The 22,174-nt window shown below is 73.5% G+C and carries 17 protein-coding genes and 1 pseudogene; 10 read left to right on the top strand and 8 right to left on the bottom strand.

Annotation, left to right across the window (positions count from 1 at the left end):
- Nucleotides 1-144: 144 nt before the first annotated feature.
- Nucleotides 145-609, bottom strand: coding sequence for a CinA family protein (locus tag HDG69_RS07225; protein WP_171782995.1), 465 nt, complete (start codon nt 607-609; stop codon nt 145-147).
- Nucleotides 606-1,199 (bottom strand): CDP-diacylglycerol--glycerol-3-phosphate 3-phosphatidyltransferase, encoded by a 594-nt coding sequence (gene pgsA / locus HDG69_RS07220; RefSeq protein WP_171782994.1) that lies wholly within the window; start codon nt 1,197-1,199, stop codon nt 606-608. The genes HDG69_RS07225 and pgsA overlap by 4 nt, the downstream gene beginning before the upstream one ends.
- 79 nt (nt 1,200-1,278) lie before the next feature.
- Between pgsA and HDG69_RS07215 the strand changes: the two genes are divergently transcribed.
- A complete protein-coding gene (locus HDG69_RS07215) occupies nt 1,279-2,583 on the top strand; it encodes a CapA family protein (protein ID WP_343036302.1) in 1,305 nt (434 codons plus the stop codon).
- Between the two features lie 4 nt (nt 2,584-2,587).
- On the opposite strand, the gene HDG69_RS07210 is transcribed toward HDG69_RS07215, so the two are convergent.
- From HDG69_RS07210 to dapA, 4 genes are all read right to left on the bottom strand, one after another.
- Nucleotides 2,588-5,137: an FtsK/SpoIIIE family DNA translocase gene (locus HDG69_RS07210; RefSeq protein ID WP_216645403.1), complete on the bottom strand. Its 2,550-nt coding sequence runs from the start codon at nt 5,135-5,137 to the stop codon at nt 2,588-2,590.
- Nucleotides 5,138-5,452: 315 nt separating this feature from the next.
- On the bottom strand, nt 5,453-6,196 hold the full coding sequence (locus tag HDG69_RS07205) for a DUF4328 domain-containing protein (protein ID WP_171782992.1): 744 nt from the start codon (nt 6,194-6,196) through the stop codon (nt 5,453-5,455).
- Between the two features lie 149 nt (nt 6,197-6,345).
- Nucleotides 6,346-8,031, bottom strand: a complete 1,686-nt coding sequence (locus HDG69_RS07200) for a ribonuclease J (RefSeq protein WP_343036301.1) — start codon at nt 8,029-8,031, stop codon at nt 6,346-6,348.
- Between the two features lie 22 nt (nt 8,032-8,053).
- On the bottom strand, nt 8,054-8,977 hold the full coding sequence (gene dapA, locus HDG69_RS07195) for a 4-hydroxy-tetrahydrodipicolinate synthase (protein WP_171782990.1): 924 nt from the start codon (nt 8,975-8,977) through the stop codon (nt 8,054-8,056).
- Between the two features lie 142 nt (nt 8,978-9,119).
- Between dapA and HDG69_RS07190 the strand changes: the two genes are divergently transcribed.
- From HDG69_RS07190 to HDG69_RS07165, 6 genes are all read left to right on the top strand, one after another.
- Complete coding sequence (locus tag HDG69_RS07190; protein WP_171782989.1) at nt 9,120-10,583, top strand: NAD-dependent succinate-semialdehyde dehydrogenase; 1,464 nt, start codon at nt 9,120-9,122, stop codon at nt 10,581-10,583.
- 42 nt (nt 10,584-10,625) lie between these two features.
- The gene (locus HDG69_RS07185) at nt 10,626-11,345 is read left to right on the top strand and encodes an AzlC family ABC transporter permease (RefSeq protein ID WP_171782988.1); all 720 of its coding nucleotides are present in this window, start codon (nt 10,626-10,628) and stop codon (nt 11,343-11,345) included.
- Complete coding sequence (locus HDG69_RS07180) at nt 11,342-11,662, top strand: AzlD domain-containing protein (RefSeq protein ID WP_171782987.1); 321 nt, start codon at nt 11,342-11,344, stop codon at nt 11,660-11,662. Before HDG69_RS07185 ends, HDG69_RS07180 begins: the two co-directional genes overlap by 4 nt.
- Nucleotides 11,663-11,719: 57 nt before the next feature.
- Nucleotides 11,720-12,946: an MFS transporter gene (locus tag HDG69_RS07175; RefSeq protein ID WP_171782986.1), complete on the top strand. Its 1,227-nt coding sequence runs from the start codon at nt 11,720-11,722 to the stop codon at nt 12,944-12,946.
- A 9-nt stretch (nt 12,947-12,955) separates the two neighbouring features.
- A complete protein-coding gene (locus HDG69_RS07170) occupies nt 12,956-13,462 on the top strand; it encodes a GNAT family N-acetyltransferase (protein WP_171782985.1) in 507 nt (168 codons plus the stop codon).
- Nucleotides 13,463-13,569: 107 nt separating this feature from the next.
- Nucleotides 13,570-15,870 (top strand): aryl-beta-d-glycosidase, encoded by a 2,301-nt coding sequence (locus HDG69_RS07165; protein WP_171782984.1) that lies wholly within the window; start codon nt 13,570-13,572, stop codon nt 15,868-15,870.
- Between the two features lie 71 nt (nt 15,871-15,941).
- On the opposite strand, the gene HDG69_RS07160 is transcribed toward HDG69_RS07165, so the two are convergent.
- Entirely contained in the window at nt 15,942-16,577 is a 636-nt protein-coding gene (locus HDG69_RS07160; RefSeq protein WP_171782983.1) for a TetR/AcrR family transcriptional regulator, read from the bottom strand.
- A gap of 151 nt (nt 16,578-16,728) precedes the next feature.
- Here HDG69_RS07160 and HDG69_RS07155 point away from each other — a divergent pair, with 151 nt between their 5' ends.
- Together HDG69_RS07155 and HDG69_RS07150 are read left to right on the top strand one after the other, a co-directional pair.
- A complete protein-coding gene (locus tag HDG69_RS07155) occupies nt 16,729-17,997 on the top strand; it encodes an MFS transporter (protein WP_171782982.1) in 1,269 nt (422 codons plus the stop codon).
- Nucleotides 17,997-19,882, top strand: a pseudogene (locus HDG69_RS07150) (glycoside hydrolase family 3 protein). Before HDG69_RS07155 ends, HDG69_RS07150 begins: the two are co-directional and overlap by 1 nt.
- 20 nt (nt 19,883-19,902) lie before the next feature.
- Here the strand turns inward: HDG69_RS07150 and HDG69_RS19340 are convergent.
- Nucleotides 19,903-20,778: an HdeD family acid-resistance protein gene (locus HDG69_RS19340; protein ID WP_171782981.1), complete on the bottom strand. Its 876-nt coding sequence runs from the start codon at nt 20,776-20,778 to the stop codon at nt 19,903-19,905.
- A 158-nt stretch (nt 20,779-20,936) separates the two neighbouring features.
- On the opposite strand from HDG69_RS19340, the gene HDG69_RS07140 reads away from it, so the two are divergent.
- Entirely contained in the window at nt 20,937-22,142 is a 1,206-nt protein-coding gene (locus HDG69_RS07140) for an MFS transporter (RefSeq protein WP_171782980.1), read from the top strand.
- The last annotated feature ends 32 nt before the right edge of the window (nt 22,143-22,174 follow it).

Raw genomic sequence — 22,174 nt, 5'->3', positions numbered from 1 at the left:
GCCGGGCAGGGCGCGCCGACCTGGACGCGCATCGATACGGGTTCGTGGCCTGTCTGCGATCACACCTGCCCAACGCCCCGTCGGCCCCCGGTGTTCCCGCCCGCGCGCCGGGCGCACGACCGACGCTCAGCACGCACCGGACCTTCACCCGTCCACCAGCTCGGTGGCCAGGCCCAGCACCGCCCCGACCGCCGCGGTACGGACACCCATCCGGTCCGCCTGGACGTCGAGCCGACGGACCGCTGCTGCCGCCGGCGTGACGACCGCGACGTACACCAGGCCGGGCGGCCGGCCGTCCTGCGGTTCCGGGCCGGCGACGCCGGTGGTCGCGAGCCCGACGTCCGCACCCGTCGCACGTCGCACACCGTCCGCCATCGCCCGGGCCACGTCAGGGTCGACGGCGCCACGCTCGGCGAGCAGGTCGCCGTCGACGTCCAGCAGGGTCGCCTTCAGCTCGGTCGCATAGGCGACCACGGCACCCCGCAGGACCGACGATGCGCCAGGCACCTCGACCAGCGCGGCGGTCACCAGCCCGCCGGTGAGCGACTCGGCGACGCCGATCGTCCAGCCGTGCCGACCCGCGGCCTCGAGGATCCGCCTCGCGGTCATCGGCGCTCCCCGGTACGGCGTGCGTCGCGCCGGATCCGCCAGCCCTGGACCACGTAGTCGACCCCGGTGACCACCGTGACCACGATCGCCGCACCCATCGCCACCCACGCCACCACCAGGACAGCCTCGGGCAGGTGCGCCAGCGGGAGCAGGAAGAGCAGGATCGCCGCGATCTGCAGGACGGTCTTGATCTTGCCGCCCCGTGACGCCGGCATCACCGCGTACCGCAGCATCGCCATGCGCATCACGGTGATCCCGAGCTCACGGACGAGGATCACGGCAGGCACCCACCAGGGCAGCTCGGCCAACGGCCACCAGAGCAGGACGAGTGCCGCGCCGACCAGCGCCTTGTCGGCGACCGGGTCGAGGATCTTGCCGAGATCGGTGACCAGCCCCCGCGACCGGGCCAGGTGGCCGTCGATCTGGTCGCTCAGGGCCGCCGCGGCGAAGATCCCCGTGGCCACCAGGCGCCACGTCACGGACTGGCCGTCGTCCACGAGCAACGCCCACGCGAAGACCGGCACGAGGGCGATGCGCACCATGGTCACGGCGTTCGCGATGTTCCACGGTGAAGGAGCGGGGTCGGTCATCCGCCCAGCCTACTGGGGGCGTCGCACGGTTCTGCGCTCAGCCCTCCCGTCCGGGGGCCGTCCCCGATAGTCTCGCGAGGTGCAGCACCGGACGCCGGACCGACCCGCGCACGCGCGCCGCCTGCCCCGCAGGCCGCGACCGCTGGGCGCCCTGCTCGCGCTCGTGGTCGCCGTGCTGGCGACCGCAGGGGCCTGCCAGGCGCTCACCGGCCCGACGACCGAACCACCACCCACCGTCACCGCGTCACCCGACGTGGGTACGCCGAAGGCCGCCCCGCCCGAACCCCTCCCACCGGCCACCTTCACCGTCCTCGCGGCGGGCGACCTCCTGCCGCACGGGCCGGTGGTCCGCTCCGCCGGCGGCGGCAGCGACTTCGGGGAGCTGCTGTCCGGTCTCGACCCGTGGGTCGACGGCGCCGACCTGGCGCTGTGCCACATGGAGGTCCCCGTCGCGCCGGAGGGGACCTCACCCAGCGGCTACCCGATGTTCGGCGCCCCCGCGGGCATGGTCGACGCCCTGGCGGTGCAGGGCTGGGACGGCTGCTCGACGGCGTCCAACCACTCGGTGGACCGCGCCTACGCCGGTGTCGTCACCACCCTGGACACGTTCGACGACGCCGGGCTGGGTCACGTGGGGACCGCCCGCTCGGCCGAGGAGCAGTCGGCTCCCCAACGCTACGAGCTCGACCGGTCCGGCCGCACGATCAGCGTCGCGCACCTCTCGGCGACCTACGGCCTCAACGGGTTGCCCATGCCGGCCGAGGCGCCCTGGGCGGTCGACCTCATCGACGCCGACCGCCTGGTGGCCGACGCCCGGCGGGCGCGCGAGGACGGTGCCGACGCCGTGCTCGTCAGCCTCCACGCCGGCGTGGAGTACACCGAGCAGCTCACCGACCAGCAGGTCGAGGTGGTCGCCGAGCTGGGGGCCTCCGGAGCCGTGGACCTGGTCATCGGGCACCATGCGCACGTGCCGCAGCGCATCGACCGGGTCGACGGCGGACCTGCCGGTGACGGCATGTGGGTCGCGTACGGGCTCGGGAACCTGCTGTCGAACCAGAGCGCGGCCTGTTGCGACTCGCGCACCAGCAACGGCGTGCTGCTGTCGGCGACCTTCACCCAGGAGCGCCGCTCCGGTCCCACGCTCGTCACCGACGTCGGTTGGACGGCCACGACGGTCGACATCGCGGCCGGTCACCGGGTCCACGCGCTGCCGGACGTCCTGGACGACCCCGGCTCGACGACGCTCTCCGGTGAACAGCTCGCCCTGCGCCAGGACCAGGTCGCCGCAGCAGTCCAGGACGCCGCGGCCGAACGCAGGCGACCGCCCGCGTCCACCGGGGACGAGCCGGTCGTCCTGCCCCGGACGGACCCGACGAACGGGTGAGGACTCAGCGCACCGGGTTCTCGGCGTCGGTGTCGGCACCGTCGTGGTACTCGGCGGCGGGAGGAGGACGATGCCCGTCCGTCCCGTCCGCGTACGGGTCCGCGCTCGCCTGCGCCGACTCCTGGTCGTAGGCCTCCGTCGGCGTGGTCTCGCCCCGGATGAGCGCGAGCGCCGCCGGGAGGTCGTCCGGCTGCACCAGCACCTCGCGCGCCTTGGACCCCTCGGAGGGGCCGACGATCTCGCGGGACTCGAGCAGGTCCATCAGCCGGCCGGCCTTGGCGAAGCCGACCCGGAGCTTGCGCTGCAGCATGGAGGTCGAGCCGAACTGGGTGGAGACCACGAGCTCGGCAGCCTGCAGCAGCAGGTCGAGGTCGTCACCGATGTCCTCGTCGATCTGCTTCTTCGCCGCCGCGGGGGCCGTGACGTCCGGCCGGTACACGGGCTTGAGCTGGGACTTCACGTGCTCGACGACCGAGTGCACCTCGGACTCGGTCACCCACGCCCCCTGCACGCGCATCGGCTTGGCCGCGCCCATCGGCAGGAACAACGCATCACCCTGCCCGATGAGCTTCTCGGCGCCCGGCTGGTCGAGGACCACCCGCGAGTCCGCCAGCGACGACGTCGCGAAGGCCAGCCGCGAGGGCACGTTCGCCTTGATCAGACCGGTGACGACGTCCACCGACGGCCGCTGCGTGGCCAGCACCAGGTGGATGCCCGCTGCACGGGCCAGCTGGGTGATGCGCTGGATCGAGGCCTCGACGTCACGCGGTGCGACCATCATCAGGTCGGCCAGCTCGTCCACGACGACGAGCAGGTACGGGTACGGGGCGATCTTGCGCTCCGAGCCGGGCAACGGCTTGACCTTGCCCGACCGCACCCCCGCGTTGAAGTCGTCGATGTGCTTGAACCCGAAGGCCGCGAGGTCGTCGTACCGGGCGTCCATCTCCCGGACCACCCACTCCAGCGCCTCGGCCGCCTTCTTCGGGTTCGTGATGATCGGCGTGATCAGGTGCGGGATGCCCTCGTAGATGGTCAGCTCGACCCGCTTCGGGTCCACGAGGACCAGGCGCACCTGCTCCGGCGTCGCGCGCATGAGGATCGAGGTGATCATCGAGTTGATGAAGCTCGACTTCCCGGCGCCCGTCGCACCGGCCACCAGGATGTGCGGCATCTTCGCCAGGTTGGCCACGACGAAGCCGCCCTCGACGTCCTTGCCGACGCCCATCACCATCGGGTGCTCGGTCCGGCGCGCGGCCGAGGACCGCAGCACGTCCCCGAGGACGACGGTCTCGCGGTCCGAGTTCGGGATCTCGATGCCGATCGCCGACTTCCCCGGGATGGGCGACAGGATCCGCACGTCGGCGCTGGCCACCGCGTACGCGATGTTGTTCGACAGCGAGGTGATGCGTTCGACCTTGGTCTTGGCACCCACCTCGACCTCGTAACGGGTCACCGTGGGGCCTCGGGTGAAGTTCGTGACCTCGGCGTCCACCCCGAAGTCCGCGAAGACCTTCGTGAGCGCCTCGACGACGCGGTCGTTCACCGCGGAACGGGTCTTGTGCGGGGCGCCCTCGACGAGCGCCTCCTCGCTGGGCAGGAGGTAGACGGTGTCGCCGGAGAGCATCGGCTGCTCCGCCCGGCCCGGCGGGGCGGGAGACGGTTCGGGAGCGGCCCGCTCGACCGGGGCGGCGGGGACGGCCGGGGCCGCCTTCGTCCCCGACGGCACCCGCTGCGTGGCGGCGGCGCGGTCCACCGGTTGACCGTCGTCGTCGACCGGGTCGAGGGTGGCGGCCTTCTCGAAGGCCTCGTCCCCCGCGTACTGGTCGAGCTCCGCCGCAGCGGCGTCCGCCGCCCGCTCCGCCTTGGTGCGCCGCTTGCGCCGCTTGCGGGGGGCCGGCGCGTCCGACCCGTCGTGCGCCGAGACGCCGTCCGCGAGCCGCAGACCGTCGTCGCTCTCGTCGACCTCGTGGTGGTTGCCCGTCAGACGGTCGTAGAGCCCTTGCACCCGTTCCGGGATGCGATGCACCGGCGTCGCCGTGACCACGAGCAGCCCGAAGAAGCCCAGCAGGAGGAACAACGGGACGGCGACCCACTCCGTCACCCCGGTGACCACGGGTGTCCCGGCGAGATACCCGATGATCCCCCCGGCGTCCTGCACGCCGGCGAACCCGTCACGCGGCGAGGGCGTGCCCTCGGCGACAGCCACGAGGGAGCAGACGGAGACGACGATGAGGCTCAGGCCGATCGCGACGCGGGAGTTCGCGCGACCACGCTCGGGGTGGCGCATGATCCGCACCCCGAGCCAGAGCAGCAGGACCGGCACCGCGACGCCGGCGAGGCCGACGGTCCCTGCCACGACGGCGTGGACGACGTCGCCGAACGTGCCCGGGATCCCCCACCACTCCCGCGCCGCCACGACGAGCGCGAGCGCGATGAGGAAGAAGGCGACGCCGTCACGGCGGTGCTCGGGTTCCAGGTCTCTCGCTCCCTTGGTGATCGTGCGGGTGACGGCCCCCAGGCCGTGCGCGACACCCAGGTAGGCGCCGCGCACCATGCGCACGGGCCACGGCGGCCCGGTCCTCGCCGGACGCCGACCCTTGGCCGGACGTCTGCCCGACCCTTTCGACGCCGGCGACCGGTTCGTGCCCTGCCCGGCCCCGCCACCACGCCCCGTGGACGCGCGGCGGCCCGGGGCGGACACCGCAGGGCTCCGTCCCGTGCGTGCCGCACCTCGCGGTCTCCCGGAGCTGCTCCGGGCGGTCGTCCGGGTCGCCATGATGCCTCCACCGTACCCGGGCGGGCCCGGACGACGCCGCAGGTCGCGAACGCGTGTCCCGCCGCTCCGGTGGTGAGCCCCGTCACGGACCTGTCAGCGGATCTGGCCGGAGACCTGGGACGCGGTGATCGCGCGCACGGTGCGGGCCCACACCACGAGCCCGACCACGCACGCCAGGGTGGCGACCCCTTCCCACCACGGCAGCGACTCCGGCCCTCGCGAACCGACGCTCAGCGAGACGAGACCCGTCTGGTTCGCCGCCACCAGGTACACCAGCCAGCAGGTCCACCAGAGCCCCAGACCGGCACCGCGGGTCGACCCGACCGTCCCCGCCCGCACGTCACGCACGACCTGAAACGGGAACCAGAGCAGGACGATCGGCACGACCCAACCCAGCCACACCCATACGGCGCCTCGCACCTGTCGCACGTGCGGCGACCGCCGGACCGCGATCTCGCGGCTGCGCTGCAGCCACAGGCAACCGACCACGAACACCGCCACCTGGACCGGCAGGAGGAACGCCCCGACCGTGTCGTACCACGTGTCGACGTACAGCGGGCTCGTGCCCACGGCGATCGCCCGGGCGTACTCGTCGGCGGCCGCAGGGGCCAGCGCGAAGAGCACCACCTGGAGCGCCGCCCACACCGACGCCAGTCCGACCGTCCACGCCGCCAACGTCACCGGAGGCTGCGGTGCCGCCTGATCGACGGCCCACGGTTCCGCCCCCGGTCGTCGCACCGCGTGCACGTCCGCCGCCGGATCCCACGTCGCGCCGACAGGGCCGGGGCGCCCCCCGAGAGCGCCGGACGGTGGTGCGAACGGGTCAGGAACGGTCATGACATCCTCCATCAAACGGACAAGTCGCCCCAGGGTAGCGCCCTCGCAGCAGGCCGTCGGTCGGCCCGCCCCTGCGCTCGCAGGCTCGCTCCGGGTCAGGCCCAGCACCCCCGGTCGGCCCGCCCCTGCGCTCGCAGGCTCGCTCCGGGTCAGGCCTCGACGACGACGGGGACGATCATCGGACGGCGACGGAGCCTGCGGTTGAGCCACTGCCCGATGACGCGACGCATCACCTGCTGGAGCTGGTGCGTGTCCGTCGCACCGCCCGCGACCGCGCCCTCGAGGGCCGCGACCACGTCCGGGTGGATCTCCGCGAAGACGGCGTCGTCCTCGGCCATCCCGCGGGCCAGGATCTGCGGGCCGGCCAGCACCTTCCCGGTCGCGGTGTCCACGACCGCGAACACGGAGACGAAGCCCTCCTCGCCCAGGGTGCGGCGATCCTTCAGCTCGTTCTCCGTGACCTCCCCGACCGAGGAGCCGTCCACGTACACGTAACCGCACGGCACCGCGCCCACGACCGACGCCTTGCCGTCCACCAGGTCCACGACCACGCCGTCCTCGGCGAGCACCACACGGTCCGCCGGGACCCCGGTCCGCACCGCCAGGGCGGCGTTCGCGACCAGGTGGCGCACCTCGCCGTGCACCGGCATCACGTTCTTCGGCCGCAGGATGTTGTAGCAGTAGAGCAGCTCGCCGGCACTGGCGTGGCCGGACACGTGGACCTTCGCGTTGCCCGAGTGCACCACCCGGGCGCCGAGGCGTGTCAGGCCGTTGATGACACGGAAGACGGAGTTCTCGTTGCCCGGGATGAGCGAGCTCGCGAGGATCACGGTGTCGCCGTGCCCGATCGTGACCCGGTGGTCGCCGTTCGCCATCCGGCTCAGCGCCGCCATCGGTTCGCCCTGGGATCCCGTGCACATGTACACCAGCCGGTCGTCCGGCACGTCGCCGGTGCGCTTCAGGTCGACCAGCACACCCTCGGGGACGTCGAGGTAGCCCAGCTCCGCGGCGATGCCCATGTTGCGGATCATCGACCTCCCGGCCAGCGCGACCTTCCGGCCGTGCGCGTGCGCGGCGTGCAGGACCTGCTGGACGCGGTGCACGTGCGACGAGAACGAGGCCACGACGACCCGCTTCTCCGCCTGGGCGAACACGCTGTCGAGCACCGGTCCGATCTCGATCTCGTTCGTCACGAAGCCGGGCACCTCGGCGTTCGTCGAGTCGACCATGAACAGGTCCACCCCCCGCTCGCCGAGGCGGGCGAAGGCGCGCAGGTCGGTCACGCGGCCGTCGAGCGGGAGCTGGTCCATCTTGAAGTCGCCGGTGTGCAGCACCGTGCCCGCACCCGTGGTGACGGCGACCGCGAGCGCGTCCGGGATGGAGTGGTTCACCACCACGAACTCCAGGTCGAAGACCCCGAGCCGCACCGTGTCGTCCTCGGCGACCACCCGGGTCACCGGCCTGATCCGGTGCTCCTTGAGCTTCGCCTCGAGGAAGGCGAGCGTCAGCCGTGAGCCGTAGATCGGGATGTCCTGGCGTCGGCGCAGCAGATACGGCACCGCTCCGATGTGGTCCTCGTGGCCGTGCGTGAGCACGATCGCCTCGATGTCGTCCATCCGGTCGGCGATGTACTCGAAGTCCGGCAGGATGAGGTCCACACCGGGCTGGTGGTCCTCCGGGAACAGCACCCCGCAGTCGATGACGAGGAGCCTGCCGTCGTACTCCAGGACGGCCATGTTGCGACCGACCTCACCGAGGCCGCCGAGCGCCACGACACGCAGCCCTCCCGCCGGCAGCTCGGGAGGGAGGGGCAGCTCGGGGTGGGGGTGGCTCACGTGTGCTCCTGGCCTACGGGTGTCACGGGAGGGCTGGGGCGGCGTCCAGGACGCCACCGGCGACGAGGGCGGCGCGGACCGCATCGACGTCGGCGTCCGTGGCCGAGACGTTGGGCAGGCGCAGCTCACGGTTGCCCAGGACCCCGAGCACCTCGAGCGCGGCCTTGGTCATGACGGCCTGCGCACCGGCCCCGTTAATGGCGGCGACGACGGGCAGCGTCGTGGTGAAGACCTCGAGCGCGCCGGCGTGGTCCCCCGCGTCGAAACGGCGCACCACCTCGGCGAAGGCACCGCCGACGACGTGCGCGGAGACGGACACGATCCCCGTCGCGCCGTGGGCGAGGAACGGCAGCAGGAGGGTGTCGTCACCGGAGTACCACGCGAGCCCGGTGGCGGCGCGCAGCGCCGGGACGTCGGTGAGGTCCCCGGTGGCGTCCTTCGTGGCGACGACGTGGGGGTGCGCAGCGATGCGCTCGTACGTCGCCGGGGCGATCCGCACCCCGGCACGCCCGGGGATGTCGTACAGCATGACGGGCAGCTCGGTGGCGTCCGCGACGGTCGCGAAGTGCCGGTAGAGCCCCTCCTGGGTGGGACGTGAGTAGTACGGCGAGACGACCAGGAGGCCGTCGGCGCCCGCCTCGGCGGCCTGCTCGGCCATGCGGACGGCGTGCGCCGTGTCGTTCGAACCGGCCCCCGTGAGCACCGCGGCGCGGTCGCCGACGGCGTCGACGACGGTCCGGACGAGCGCCGCCTTCTCGGGGGCGTGGGTGGCGGGCGCCTCGCCCGTCGTCCCCGACAGCACGAGACCGTCGTTCCCTTCCGCGACCAGGCGACGCGCGAGCGTCGCGGCGGCTTCCAGGTCGATCTCGCCCGCGGTCGTCATCGGCGTGACCATCGCGGTGAGGACGGCGCCGAACGGGCGCGCAGGGGTACCGGGCAGCGTCATGGGCCAACCGTACCGTTCGGGGGCCCTGCTGCGGGCCGTCGTCCACGCCTGTCGCGCCCGTGTCGTGAGACGTCGTCCCAGGGTGCCGCCGTCGTCGCGCGAGGCTGTTGCGTAGCCGCGACACCCCCACATACTGGTCGGTATGACTGCCACGACTGCCGCCTCCGCCCACGACGTACCGACCGGGATCCTGGTCGCCGGCGAGTGGCGCCCGGCCACGGGTGGATCCACCTTCGAGGTGGTGGACCCCGCCACGACCGAGCTCGTGGCGCAGGTCGCCGACGGCACCGGCGAGGACGGTCTCGCGGCCCTGACCGCGGCGCACGACGCCGCGCCGGCGTGGGCAGCGGTCGCACCGAGGGAGCGTTCCGAGCTGTTGCGGGCATGCTTCGAGTCGATCGTGGACCGCACGGAGGAGCTGGCCGCGCTCATCACCGCGGAGGGTGGCAAGCCTCTCGCCGAGTCACGGGCGGAGGTCGCCTACGGCGCCGAGTTCTTCCGCTGGTTCGCCGAGGAGGCCGTCCGGGCGCCCGGGCTGTCGAGGACCGCGCCGGCCGGTGCGAACCGCCAGCTCGTCCACCGCCGCCCCGTCGGGCCCGCGCTGCTCATCACCCCGTGGAACTTCCCGATCGCGATGGCGACACGCAAGATCGGCCCGGCGCTCGCCGCGGGCTGCCCGGTCGTCATCAAGCCGGCCCAGCTCACCCCGCTGACCACGATGGCCGTCGCCGAGATACTCCGTGCCGAGCTGGCCGCACGTGACCTGCCGACCGGCGTCGTCAACGTCGTCCCGACGTCCTCGGCGAAGACCGTCACCGGCCCCGTCATCGGCGACGGACGGCTGCGCAAGCTGTCGTTCACGGGGTCGACCGGTGTGGGACAGGTCCTGCTGGGTCAGGCCGCCGACCAGGTGCTCAACTGCTCGATGGAGCTCGGGGGGAACGCCCCGTTCGTCGTCTTCGCCGACGCGGACCTCGATGCCGCCGTGGACGGCGCGATGGTCGCCAAGCTCCGCAACGGCGGACAGTCCTGCGTGGGGGCCAACCGGTTCCTCGTGCACCGCTCGCTCGCGAGCCGGTTCGCCGAGCGGCTCGCGGCACGGTTCGCCGAGCTGTCGGTCGGGCCGGGCGCCGAGGGCCACGACGTCGGCCCGCTGATCTCCGCCGCCGCCGTCGACAAGGTCGACGAGCTCGTGACGGACGCGACGGACCGCGGCGCACGCGTCCTGGCCGGCGGCTCGCGTCCCGAGGGCAAGGGCTACTTCTACTCCCCCACGGTCCTCGCCGACGCACCGGCCGACGCCCGCTGCGTCACCGAGGAGATCTTCGGCCCCGTGGCGCCCGTCGTCGCCTTCGACGACGTCGACGAGGCCTTCGTGCTGGCCAACGGCACCCAGTACGGCCTCGCCGCGTACGCGTACACCCGCGACGTCGACCTGGCGATGCGCGCGGCGCACGAGATCGACGCCGGCATGATCGGCATCAATCGCGGGATGGTCTCCGACGCGAGCGCCCCGTTCGGCGGTGTCAAGCAGTCCGGGCTCGGCCGGGAGGGCGGGGCGGCCGGGCTGGAGGAGTACCTGGAGACGTTGTACGTCGCGATGTGAGACCGGCCCCGCACGTCCCCGCCGCCGTGTTCTCCTGAGGGCGTGACACGACAGTTCTTCGCACGGGCCTCCCCCGAGGTCTCGGCAGCCGTCCGGCAAGGAGCGAGCGTCGCCGTGGCGACCGGCCTGTACGGCATCTCCTTCGGCGCGCTGGCGGTGGTCGCCGGGCTGTCCGTGGCGCAGACCGCGGCACTGAGCCTGCTGCTCTTCTCCGGGGGGTCGCAGTTCGCCCTCATCGGCGTCGTCGCCGCGGGTGGTTCACCGGTCGCGGCCGTGGCGACGTCGACCCTGCTCGGGGCGCGCAACATGCTCTACGGCGCCGTGGTCTCCCCGCTGCTGTCGCTGTCCGGGTGGCGCCGGCTGGGCGCCGCGCAGCTCACGATCGACGAGTCGACGGCGGTCGCCGTGGGCCAACGCACCCCCGCCGCGGTCCGCGCGGGGTTCTGGGCCACCGGCATCGGGGTGTTCGTGCTGTGGAACGTGTTCACCCTCGTCGGCGCGCTGGCGGGAGACGCGCTCGGTGACCCGCGCGCCTGGGGGCTGGACGCCGCCGCGGGGGCTGCGTTCCTCGCGCTGGTGTGGCCGCGGCTCGCCGCACGCACCGCCCAGCTCGTCGCCGGGCTGGCCGTCGTCGTCTCGCTCGCGCTGGTCCCGGTGACCCCGGCGGGCGTGCCGGTGCTGGCGGCCGCGGCGGTCGCCGTCGTCGTCGGGCTCGTCGCCCCGCCGGCGCGTCCCTCCCTCCGCACAGGAGGCGGAGCGTGACCACCACCGTGCTCTGGGTGACCGTGCTCGTCGCCTCTGCCGCGAGCTTCGGCCTGAAGCTCGCGGGACACCTGGTCCCCGAGCACTGGTTGGCCACCGAACGGGTGCAGCGCACGTCGACGCTCGTGACCGTCGCGCTGCTCGTGTCGCTCGTGGTGGTGCAGACCTTCACCGACGGGTCGTCGGTCGTCGTCGACGCGCGCGTCCCGGCTCTCGCGGTCGCAGCCGTCGCCCTGGCCCTGCGCGCGCCGTTCATCCTGGTGGTGGTGCTCGCGGCCGGTTCGGCCGCCGCGCTGCGCGCCCTCGGCTGGGGCTGAGCTCCGCGCGCCGCAGCGGGCGCGTCGCCGGCTGCTCGCCTCCCCTACGCTGGGGCGATGCCCTCCCCCGATGCCGTGCCCGGTGGTGCGCGCGCCCGCGCGACGGTCGAGGCGGCCCGCTGGTCCCTGCTGGTCCAGTTCGCCCTGTTCGGCGTGCTGGGGACGTCCTGGATGAGTCGGCTGCCGTCGATCCGCACCGAGCTGGGGCTCAGCGCCGGTCAGCTCGGCTCGCTCCTCGTCGTCGGGGGCGCCGGCACCCTGGTCGCGGTCCTGGTCACCGGCGGGATCGTGGCCCGGTTCGGCAGCCGGACCACGCTCGTGGCGGCCACCACGGGCAACGTCGTCGGCTTCGGGCTCCTCGCGGCGGCGACCAGCACCGGCAACGTGGCGCTCTTCGCCGTCGGGGCGTGCCTCAACGGCATGAGCGGCGCCCTGACCAACATCCCGATCAACATCTGCGCCGCCGGGGTGGAGCGTGCGGTCGGCAGGGCCGTCCTGCCGCACTTCCACGCGGCGTTCTCGATCGGGGCGGCGCTCGGTGCTCTCGTCGCAGCAGCCTTCGCGTGGTCAGGGCTGCACGTCGCCGTCCAGCTCGCCTCCGTGGTCGCCGTGGTGACCGTGGTCCGGGCGCTCCTCATCGTCCCGGCGACCGCGCTCGGCGACGGCTCGGCGCCGGCGTCGAGGACTCCCCGCAGCGGGATCCGGGCCGCGCTCGGCGCCTGGCGCGAGCCTCGCACCCTGCTCATCGGCCTGGTGCTGCTGGCGGCCTCGCTGTCGGAGGGTTCCGCCGGGACGTGGCTGTCCCTGGCCGTCGTCGACGGCTTCGCCGCCCGCGAGGCCGTCGGCGCCGTGGCCTACGGCACCTTCGTCACCTCGATGACCGTCGTCCGGCTGGCAGGGACCGGTCTGATCGACCGGTGGGGACGCGTCGTCGTCCTGCGCGCCTCCGGTGCCGCCGCCCTGGTCGGCCTGCTGCTGTTCGGCCTGGGCCCGTCGCTCGTGCTGGCCTGGGTCGGGATCGTCCTGTGGGGCTGCGGCGCTGCGCTGGCGAACCCGGTCGCGATCTCCGCCGCCTCCGACGACCCGCTCCACGCAGCCCCGCGGGTGGCGGTCGCGACGTCGTTCACCACGGTGGCGATGCTCGCCGCACCACCGTTGCTCGGCCTGCTCGCGGACCAGGTGGGGGTGCGCTCCGCCCTGCTCGTGCTCTGCGGCGCCGTCGTCCTGAGCCTGTCGGTCGCCGGCCAGGTCCGGCCGCCCCAGGAGTCCCGGACCGCCCTCTAGGGTGTGGTCATGGCTCTGTTCCGCGAGACCGCCGACGTCTCCGTCCGTCCTGCCGTCCCCGGCGACGAGGAGGCCGTGACCCGCGTCCAGGTCGAGGCCTGGCGCGCCACCCACGTCGAGACGCTCGGCGACGTCGTCGACGCCCTGGACGTGGAGGCCATGCAGCGACGGTGGAGCGACGCGATCAACCGCCCGCCCGGACCGGGGTTCGCGGTGCTCGTCGCCCTGGACGGCCCGCAGGTCGTCGGGTTCGCCGCGGTCGCCCCCGGTCAGGTGATGGCGCTCGAGGTCTCGCCCGGGCACCGGCTCGCCGGCCACGGCTCGCGGCTGCTGGCCGCCGCCGTGGACCGTCTGCGCACCGACGGTGCCACCGACGTGGTCACCTGGGTGCTCGACGGCGACGAGGGCCGCGAGCGCTTCCTGTCCTCGTCCGGGCTGGGTCCGGACGGCCCCGAGCGGTCACTCGCGACCGGGGTGCGCGACGTCGTCGAACGTCGTTGGTCCGCCGCGATCTGACGTCGGCGAACCCGGCGCACGTCGGGACGACGCATCAATTACCTACCACCCGGTAAAAATTGAGTTAGGCTCGTCGTCGAAAGATCCCGACGCGAGGAAGTGCACCCATGACCGCCCTGCCGGAGACCCCCCAGACCCTCACCTCCACCCTCGACGTCGAGCGCGTGCTCGCCGACCTCACCCTCGAGGAGAAGGCCTCCCTGCTCTCCGGGCAGGACTTCTGGCACACCCAGGCCGTCGAGCGCGACGGCACGGTCGTCGTCCCGCCCGTCATGGTCACCGATGGCCCCCACGGGCTGCGCAAGCAGGAGGCGAGCGCCGACCACCTCGGCCTCGGCGGCAGCGTGCCCGCGACCTGCTTCCCCACCGCCACCGCCCTGGGCTCGAGCTGGGACCTCGGGCTGCTCCGCCGGGTCGGCGAGGCGCTGGGCCGAGAGACCCGCGCCCACGACGTGGCGGTGCTGCTCGGACCCGGTGTGAACATCAAGCGGTCCCCGCTGTGCGGCCGGAACTTCGAGTACGTCTCCGAGGACCCCGTGGTCGCCGGCGAGCTCGGGGCAGCGCTCGTCCAGGGCATCCAGTCCCAGGGGGTCGGCACGTCCCTCAAGCACTTCGCGGCCAACAACCAGGAGGCCGACCGGATGCGCGTCTCGGCGGACGTCGACGAGCGCACCCTGCGGGAGATCTACCTGCCCGCGTTCGAGCGCGTGGTCACCAAGGCCCAGCCATGGACCGTGATGTGCGCCTACAACAAGGTCAACGGTGTCTACGCCTCCCAGCACGACTGGCTCCTGACCACCGTCCTGCGCGACGAGTGGGGCTTCGAGGGCCTGGTCATGTCCGACTGGGGCGCCGTGCGCGAGCGTGTCGCGGGCGTCGCCGCCGGGCTCGACCTCGAGATGCCCGCCAGCGGAGGGCGCACCGACGCCGAGGTGGTCGCGGCGGTGCGCGCCGGCGAGCTCGACGAGGCCGTGCTCGACCAGGCCGCGCGCCGCGTCCTGCACCTCGTGGCCCGGTCGCTGCCCGCCATGACCCCCACCGACGCCCGCACCGTCGACGTCGACGCCCACCACGCCCTCGCCCGCGAGGCCGCCGCGGCCGGCACCGTGCTGCTGCGCAACGACCTCGTCGACGGCTCGCCGTCGCTCCCCCTCGCCGGTGACGTCGCCGTCGTCGGCGAGCTCGCCCGCACACCCCGCTACCAGGGCGCGGGCTCCTCGCAGGTGAACCCCACCCGCCTCGACGACGCCCTGTCGAGCCTGCGCGACACGCTCGGCGAAGTCCCGTTCGCCCCCGGATACACGCTGGCCGAGGGCCCGGCCGACGACCGCCCCGCCGAGGCGCTGGTCGCCGAGGCCGTCGACATCGCCCGCGACGCCGGGACCGTCGTGGTGTTCCTGGGCCTGCCCGCCGCCGACGAGTCCGAGGGCTACGACCGCGAGCACATGGACCTGCCCGCCGCCCAGGTGGCCCTGCTGCGCGCCGTCGCCGCGGCGAACCGCCGCGTCGTCGTGGTGCTCAGCGGCGGGTCGGTCATGTCCGTCTCGCCGTGGCAGGACGAGGTGGCGTCGCTGGTCGTGGGATGGCTCGGCGGCCAGGCCGGCGGCTCGGGCGTCGTCGACGTGCTCACCGGTGCGGTGAACCCGTCCGCGAAGCTCACCGAGACGATCCCGCTGCGCCTGGAGGACAACCCGTCGTTCGGCAACTTCCCGGGCGAGCTGGGCCACGTCCGCTACGGCGAGGGCGTCCTGGTGGGCTACCGCTGGTACGACGCTCGCCGCGCCGAGGTCGCCTACCCCTTCGGGCACGGGCTGTCCTACACGACCTTCACCCACGACGACGTCACGGCCGAGGTGACGGGCTCCGGTGCGCAGGCAGGCGTCCGCGTCCGTGCCCGGATCACCAACACGGGCGACCGGAGCGGCGCCGAGGTCGTGCAGGTGTACGTCGGCGACCCGCGGTCCCAGGTGCAGCGCCCGGTCCGCGAGCTCAGGGCGTTCGCCAAGGTCGAGCTGGCCCCGGGGGCGAGCGAGGTCGTGACGTTCGACCTCGACGCCCGCGACCTGTCCTACTGGCATCCGGTGCTGCGTCGCTGGGTGGTCGAGGGCGGCGAGTTCGTCGTCGCGGTGGGGGCGTCGTCCCGTGACCTGCGGGGTGAGGTACGGGTGCAGGTCGACGGCGAGGACGTGACGCTCCCGCTGCACGAGCTGTCGACCTTCGGCGAGGCCCTCGCCCACCCGGTCGTGGGCGACGAGCTCAAGGCGGCCCTGGCGGCGCACCCGGTCGACCCCGGCCTGCTCGCGATGGCCACGGACATGCCGCTCGCCGTCGTCGCCGACTTCGGCATGGCGGGCCTGGACCGGTCCGGGCTCGAACGGCTGGTCGAGGCGGCGAGCACAGGTCGCTGACCACCCCTCCCACGCAGCCACCCACGACGGCCGCCGCCCCTGACCGGGGCGGCGGCCGTCGTGCGTCGCGGTCAGGCCCGGAGGTCACCCCTGTCCGTGTAGACCGTGGCCAGGTAGGCCTCCAGGTCGGCGGCCATGTCGACCCGCGCCTCCTTCGGGTGGTCCAGCGAGTACAGCCACTGCACCTGCAGGCCGTCCATGAGCGCGACGATCGCGCGCGCCGCGGCGGCGGGATCGACCCCCGGCCGCAGCCGTCCCTCGGCAGCGGCCCGCTCCAGGTCGATCCTCGAGTCCGCCAGCGTTTCGGCGTATCGCCGCACGAAGTACTCGTGCGCAGGATGGTCGGGCGACGTCGCCTCCGCCGCGAGGACGGCGAAGACCTCGACGATGGGACGGCGCAGGGCGTTGCGCCGGACCAGGCGGACGAGCGACTCCGGGACCGATCGGCCCTGCTCGCGGTCGTCCTCGAAGTCGGCGCGGTCCACGACGTCGCGGTGCTCGAGCACGGCCTCCAGCAGGGCGGCCTTGGTCGGGAAGTGGTGCAGGAGCCCGGGGTGGGAGATGCCCACCCGCCCGGCGATCTCCCGCAGGGAGGTGCCGTGGTAGCCGGTCTCGGCGAACAAGCCGATCGCGGCCTGGACGATCTCCTCGCGCTTGGCGCGCCCCTTGGCGTAGCCGCGCCCGGCGGCGGCGGTCGTGGCGGTCATACCCCCATTCTCACCCGCTCGGGCGGGGCCCGTCACCGCTGACGTGCAGGGTTGGCATGATGCCTACCACTTGGTAGCCTTTCACCGCCTACCACCTGGTAGGTATTGGTCGGTCGCGCAGAGCTGCGCGCCTCACCTCACCGGAGACCCCATGAGCCTGTCGCCCACCACCCGGAGCAGCACCACCGGTGCTGTCGAACGCACGAGCACGCGCTACGTCGTCGGCGTGAGCACCGCCGCGTTCGGCATCTACTTCGCCCTGTTCACCCCCGTGATGGTGGCGATGGCGTTCAAGATCCAGCGCATCGACCCCGAGAACGCCGTGGCGAGCCTCGGCCTGGTCCTCGGTGCCGGTGCGGCCTTCGCCCTCTTCGCGAACCCCTTGTTCGGACGACTCTCCGACCGTTCCACCGCCCGCTGGGGCAAGCGTCGCCCGTTCGTCCTCGGCGGCACGCTCGTCGGCGCGGCCGCGCTCGTCCTCATCGGGTTCACCACCTCGGTGCCCGTGGTGCTCGCCGGCTGGTGCCTCGCCCAGGCCGGTCTCAACGCCGCGCTGTCGGCGGTCGTCGCGACGCTGCACGACCAGGTCGAGCCCGCCGGACGTGGCAAGGTCTCCGGACTCATCGGCGTGGGCACCCCGCTGTCCATCCTTGCCGGATCGGTCGTGGCCAACGCGACCGCCTCCGACGTCCTGCGCTTCACGATCCCGGCCGCCGTGGCCGCCGTCCTCGCCGTCGCGTTCTGCCTCGTGCTGGAGGACAAGGTCCGCACCGTCCCCCCGACCGAGAAGTTCGGAGCCAAGGAGTTCTTCGGCTCCTTCGTGTTCAACCCCCGGCACAACCCGGACTTCGGCTGGACCTGGCTGACCAAGTTCCTCGTCATGTTCGGCTACGCGGGCATCGCCACCTACCTGCCGTACTACCTGACCTCCGACTTCGGCCTCGTGGAGCAGGAGGCCACGGGCGTCATCCTCACGGCCAACCTCGTCTCCACCGTCGCGATGGTGGTCTCCAGCCCGCTCGGTGGCCTGCTGTCCGACCGGATCGGCCGACGCAAGCCGTTCGTCACCGCCGCCGGCCTGGTCATGGTCGCCGGCCTGCTGCTCCTGGCCCTGGCGCCGTCCATCCCCGTGCTCGTCGTCGCCCAGGGCATCATCGGCCTCGGTGCCGGCGCGTTCCTCTCGGTCGACCAGGCCCTCGCCACCCAGGTGCTGCCGAACCCCGAGGACGCTGCCAAGGACCTCGGCGTGCTCAACATGGCCAACGCACTCCCCCAGTCCGTCGCCCCCGCCATGGCACCCGCGATCATCGGCCTCGGCTCCGCCGCCGGGATCGGCGGGTACACCACCTGGTACCTGTTCGGGGCGCTCGTGGCCCTCTCCGGCGCCATCCTCGTCTACCGCATCAAGGGAGTCCGCTGATGACGTCCACCGACCTTGGTCCCACCGCCCTCGACGGCGTGCCCGACGACGCCCCCTACCGGGACGCCGCCCGACCCGTCGACGAGCGCGTCACGGACCTCCTGGCGCGCATGACGCTCGCCGAGAAGGCCGGGCAGCTCTTCCACACCATGATCGAGGTGGGCCCGGACGGCACGCTCGCCGAGGGCCCGTCGGCGATGGGGGTGCCCGGTACCGGTGACATGGTCCTCGACCGTCACATGACGCACTTCAACGTGCTGGCCGCCCCGGCCACCGCACGGGAGTTCGCCACCTGGCACAACCGGCTCCAGGACCTCGCCGCCTCCACCCGGCTGGGGATCCCCGTGACCGTGTCGTCCGACCCGCGTCACGCGTTCACCGACAACCCCGGCACGGCCCTGCTGTCCGGCCCGTTCTCCCAGTGGCCCGAGACCCTCGGGCTCGCCGCCACGCGCGACGAGCGCCTCGTCGAGGAGCATGCCGACACCGCTCGGCGTGAGTACCTCGCCGTCGGGATCCGCACCGCGCTGCACCCGCAGGTGGACCTCGCGACAGAGCCCCGCTGGGCACGGTCCAACGGCACCTTCGGGGAGGACGCGGCCCTCACCGGGACCCTGGGCGCCGCCTACGTGCGCGGCCTCCAGGCCGGCGGTGAGGTCGCCCGCGAGGCGGGCCTCACCGGCGAGTTCGGCGCGGCGTCCGTGTCCACCATGACGAAGCACTTCCCCGGCGGCGGGCCGCAGCTCGACGGCGAGGACCCACACTTCGCGTACGGCCGCGAGCAGGTGTACCCCGGCGGGCGCTTCGCCGAGCACCTGGCACCCTTCACCGAGCTCCTGGCCGCCGGCACCCGGCAGATGATGCCCTACTACGGCATGCCGGTCGACCTGGTGGTCGACGGCGAGGCGATCGAGGCCGTCGGGTTCGGCTTCAACCGCCAGGTCGTCACCGGCATGCTGCGCGAGCAGCTCGGGTTCGACGGCGTCGTCTGCACCGACTGGGGACTGGTCGACGACGCCGAGATCCTCGGTCGGCCCTTCCCCGCGCGCGCGTGGGGCGTCGAGCACCTGAGCCCGCTCGACCGGCTCGCCCGGATCCTCGACGCGGGAGCCGACCAGGTCGGCGGGGAGGCCTGCCCGGAGCTCGTCGTCGAGCTCGTCCGGAGCGGCCGGGTCGAGGAGGCCCGGGTCGATGAGTCCGTCGCACGACTGCTGCGCGAGAAGTTCGTGCTCGGCCTGTTCGACGAGGGCCGCACCGTCGACGTCGACGCCGCCGAGCGGATCGTCGGCCATCCCGACGTCGTGGCCGCCGGCCGGCGCGCGCAGTCACGGTCGGTGACGGTGCTGGCGACCGCCACCACCGGGCCGGCGGCGCTGCCGCTCGCCCCGGGCCTGCGGGTCTACGTCGAAGGTGCGGCCGACCTCGACTCCCTGCCGGGGACGACCCTCGTCCCGAGCCCCGCCGAGGCCGACGTGGCGCTGCTGCGCCTCAAGGCGCCCTTCGAGGAGCGCGGGCCCGGTTTCGAGAGCTTCTTCCACGCCGGTTCGCTCGACTTCCCCGCCGAGGTGGTCGAGCACGTCGCCGAGGTCGCGGCCGCGGTGCCGACCGTCGTGGACGTCTACCTCGACCGTCCTGCGATCCTCACGCCGCTCGTCTCCGCGCTCGGCGGGCGCGGCACGCTGGTGGTGGACTTCGGCGCCTCCACCGCGGCCCTGCACGACGCCCTCACCGGCGCGGTCGCCCCGAGGGCAGGCTCCCCTTCGACCTGCCCCGGTCGTCCGCCGCCGTCGCGGCGTCCCGCGAGGACGTCCCGTTCGACACGGCGGACCCGCTGTTCCGGTTCGGCCACGGGCTGACGCCGGGATCTCCCGTCCCCGCGAGGTGACCCCGGGCGGGAGCACGGCGTCAGTCCGCGCCGCGCTCCCGCCCGGACCCGTCCGCCGGGGAGGTCGTGGGCGATGCCGAGGGCGGCGACCCCGCCACCTCCGGGACCGCGGCCGCCTCGTCGACCTCCGGGGTGGAGACCGCCTCGTCCGTCGCCCGGGTAGCGCCCCCCTCCCCGGCGGCGGGCACGGGACCGGTGGCAGCAGCGGGCCCCACCTGCGGGTTCGCCGCACCGAGGACGGAGCCACCGGTCACCACGACCCCGACCTTCTCGGCCTGCTCCCGCAGACCCCACAGCTCACGGGAGACGGAGCGGACGGCGAACCCCGAGACGATGTGGACGGCCCCTGCCACGAAGGCGAACAGGGCGAACACGACCGTCACCAGGCGCAGCACGTCGAAGGAGTCCAGGGGACGGGTCACCAGAAGCAGCCCGAACAGCCCCGCGGTGATGCCGAACGAGAGCATCCAGGGCCACCCGAGGTCGCGGTTGCGGGCGAGCGCCGACCCCCCGACGACGGTGACGATCCCGAGCACGATGGTCCACGCCGCCAGCACGTAGTACAGCGGGGTCGCGGACAGGTCCGGCCAGAACGCGACGGCGACGCCGAACAGCACGTTGACGCCCGTCTGGGCGAGCCACCACGCCGACCCGACCTGCTGTCGGTGCACGAACCACTGGACGGCGACGAGGACGGCGTCGAGCACGAGGAACGCACCGAGCAGCAGGCGCAGCACCTCGAGCTCCCCGAGCGGCTCGATCATCAGCAGCAGCCCCAGGACGATGAACGCGGTACCGCGCACCACGGGCAACCACCACACGCGCCGGAACGGGTTCCGCGCGGTGGGCGTCGCCGGGTCGGCCTGCTCCGGAGCGTCCTGCGGTGCTCGTGCCATGCGATCTCCTCGTCCGGCGGTCACACGATCCGGCGACCTCCTGGCCGCCCCTGACCTGCGGCCATGCTAGGTCGTGGCGGTCCGGCGCGCACGACGACGGTGGCGCCCCGGGCTGCGTCCGTGCAGGGCCCGACGTCGGCGGATGACAGGATGGGTCGGTGCCCGCACCTGCCCCCCGCACCGGTACCGTCCGCGACGCCGCCGCAGGGATCACGGTCCTCGCCGTGGCCAACTTCGTCGCCATCACCACCGAGGTGCTGCCCGTGGGGCTGCTGCCCCAGCTCGCCCGTGGCGTCGGGGTCACCGAGTCGACGGCCGGTCTGCTCGTCACCGTGTACGCCCTGGTGGTCGCAGCCTTCGCGGTGCCGCTGACCCTGGCCACCCAGCGCTTTCCCCGCAAGCCCCTGCTGCTGGTCACCCTCGTGGTGTACGTGGCAGGCAACCTCCTCGTCGCCGTCGCACCGTCGTACGGCGTCGTGGCGGCGGGACGCACCCTCGGCGGTCTGGGGCACGCCGTGTTCTTCTCGGTGTCGATCGCGTACGCGGCCAGGCTGGTGAGCCCTCTCTACACCGGTCGAGCCCTGACCCTGGTCACCGCGGGCGGCACGCTCGGCTTCGTCCTCGGCGTGCCCCTGTCGACGTCGTTGGGCGCCGCGGTGGGCTGGCGGTGGTCGTTCGCCGTGCTCGCCGGCGTCTGCGCCGTGACGGCTCTGCTCGTCGCACGGCTGCTTCCCGCCGTCCAGGTCGAGGCGGCACCGGCGCGAGACCGCTCGGGGGCGCGCCAGGGCCGTCGACGCCTGGGCGTGGTCGTGGGGACGAACACCCTGCTGTTCGGCGGCCACTACGCGGTCTACACCTACATCTCGGTGCTGCTGCTCGCGACCGGCCTGTCCGAGGCGTCCGTCGGGCCCGTGCTGCTCGTGTTCGGGGCCCTGGGGCTGCTCGGGCTGTGGGCCGCCGCACGGTACCTGGACCGGGCTCCGCGCACCCTCACGCTCGCCGCGATGTCGACGATCGTCGTCGCCCTGGCCCTGCTCGCGGTCGCACTCCCGCACCCCGTGGGTGTGCTCCTGGCGGGCGGGCTGTGGCTCGCAGCCTTCGGTGCCATCCCCGCCACGTTCCAGGCCGCCGCCCTGCGCACCCAGGGCGCGTCGGCCGACATCGCAGGGGCCTTCGTCAACGCGACGTCCAACCTCGGGATCGGGCTGGGAGCCGCGCTCGGCGCCGTCGTGCTCGCCGGGCCGGGCATGCAGGCGCTGGCGGCGACCGGGGCCGGGGTCGTCGCCCTCGCCGCCGTGGCCGTCCTGACGGACCGAGGTGCCTTCCCCCGCGACCCGACGGCCGCGCCGGACCCGGCACGGTAACCGTCGTGTGACCCGGCCGTAGCACGCACGTG

The sequence above is a fragment of the Isoptericola halotolerans genome (assembly GCF_013149785.1).
In the GTDB taxonomy this organism is placed as follows: domain Bacteria; phylum Actinomycetota; class Actinomycetes; order Actinomycetales; family Cellulomonadaceae; genus Isoptericola; species Isoptericola halotolerans.
Note: the sequence above shows the minus strand (reverse complement) of the source record. Positions and strands in the feature narration are given on the sequence as shown.

Bases quoted from the DNA above. Each gene is read 5' to 3' on its own strand.
- HDG69_RS07165 (WP_171782984.1), top strand. From the start codon at position 13,570: ATGACCGCCCTGCCGGAGACCCCCCAGACCCTCACCTCCACCCTCGAC.
- dapA (WP_171782990.1), bottom strand. From the start codon at position 8,977: ATGACGCTGCCCGGTACCCCTGCGCGCCCGTTCGGCGCCGTCCTCACC.
- HDG69_RS07205 (WP_171782992.1), bottom strand. From the start codon at position 6,196: ATGACCGTTCCTGACCCGTTCGCACCACCGTCCGGCGCTCTCGGGGGG.
- HDG69_RS07160 (WP_171782983.1), bottom strand. From the start codon at position 16,577: ATGACCGCCACGACCGCCGCCGCCGGGCGCGGCTACGCCAAGGGGCGC.
- HDG69_RS07225 (WP_171782995.1), bottom strand. From the start codon at position 609: ATGACCGCGAGGCGGATCCTCGAGGCCGCGGGTCGGCACGGCTGGACG.
- HDG69_RS07190 (WP_171782989.1), top strand. From the start codon at position 9,120: ATGACTGCCACGACTGCCGCCTCCGCCCACGACGTACCGACCGGGATC.
- HDG69_RS19340 (WP_171782981.1), bottom strand. From the start codon at position 20,778: ATGGCACGAGCACCGCAGGACGCTCCGGAGCAGGCCGACCCGGCGACG.
- HDG69_RS07210 (WP_216645403.1), bottom strand. From the start codon at position 5,137: ATGGTGCGCGGCGCCTACCTGGGTGTCGCGCACGGCCTGGGGGCCGTC.
- HDG69_RS07170 (WP_171782985.1), top strand. From the start codon at position 12,956: ATGGCTCTGTTCCGCGAGACCGCCGACGTCTCCGTCCGTCCTGCCGTC.
- HDG69_RS07175 (WP_171782986.1), top strand. From the start codon at position 11,720: ATGCCCTCCCCCGATGCCGTGCCCGGTGGTGCGCGCGCCCGCGCGACG.
- HDG69_RS07155 (WP_171782982.1), top strand. From the start codon at position 16,729: ATGAGCCTGTCGCCCACCACCCGGAGCAGCACCACCGGTGCTGTCGAA.
- pgsA (WP_171782994.1), bottom strand. From the start codon at position 1,199: ATGACCGACCCCGCTCCTTCACCGTGGAACATCGCGAACGCCGTGACC.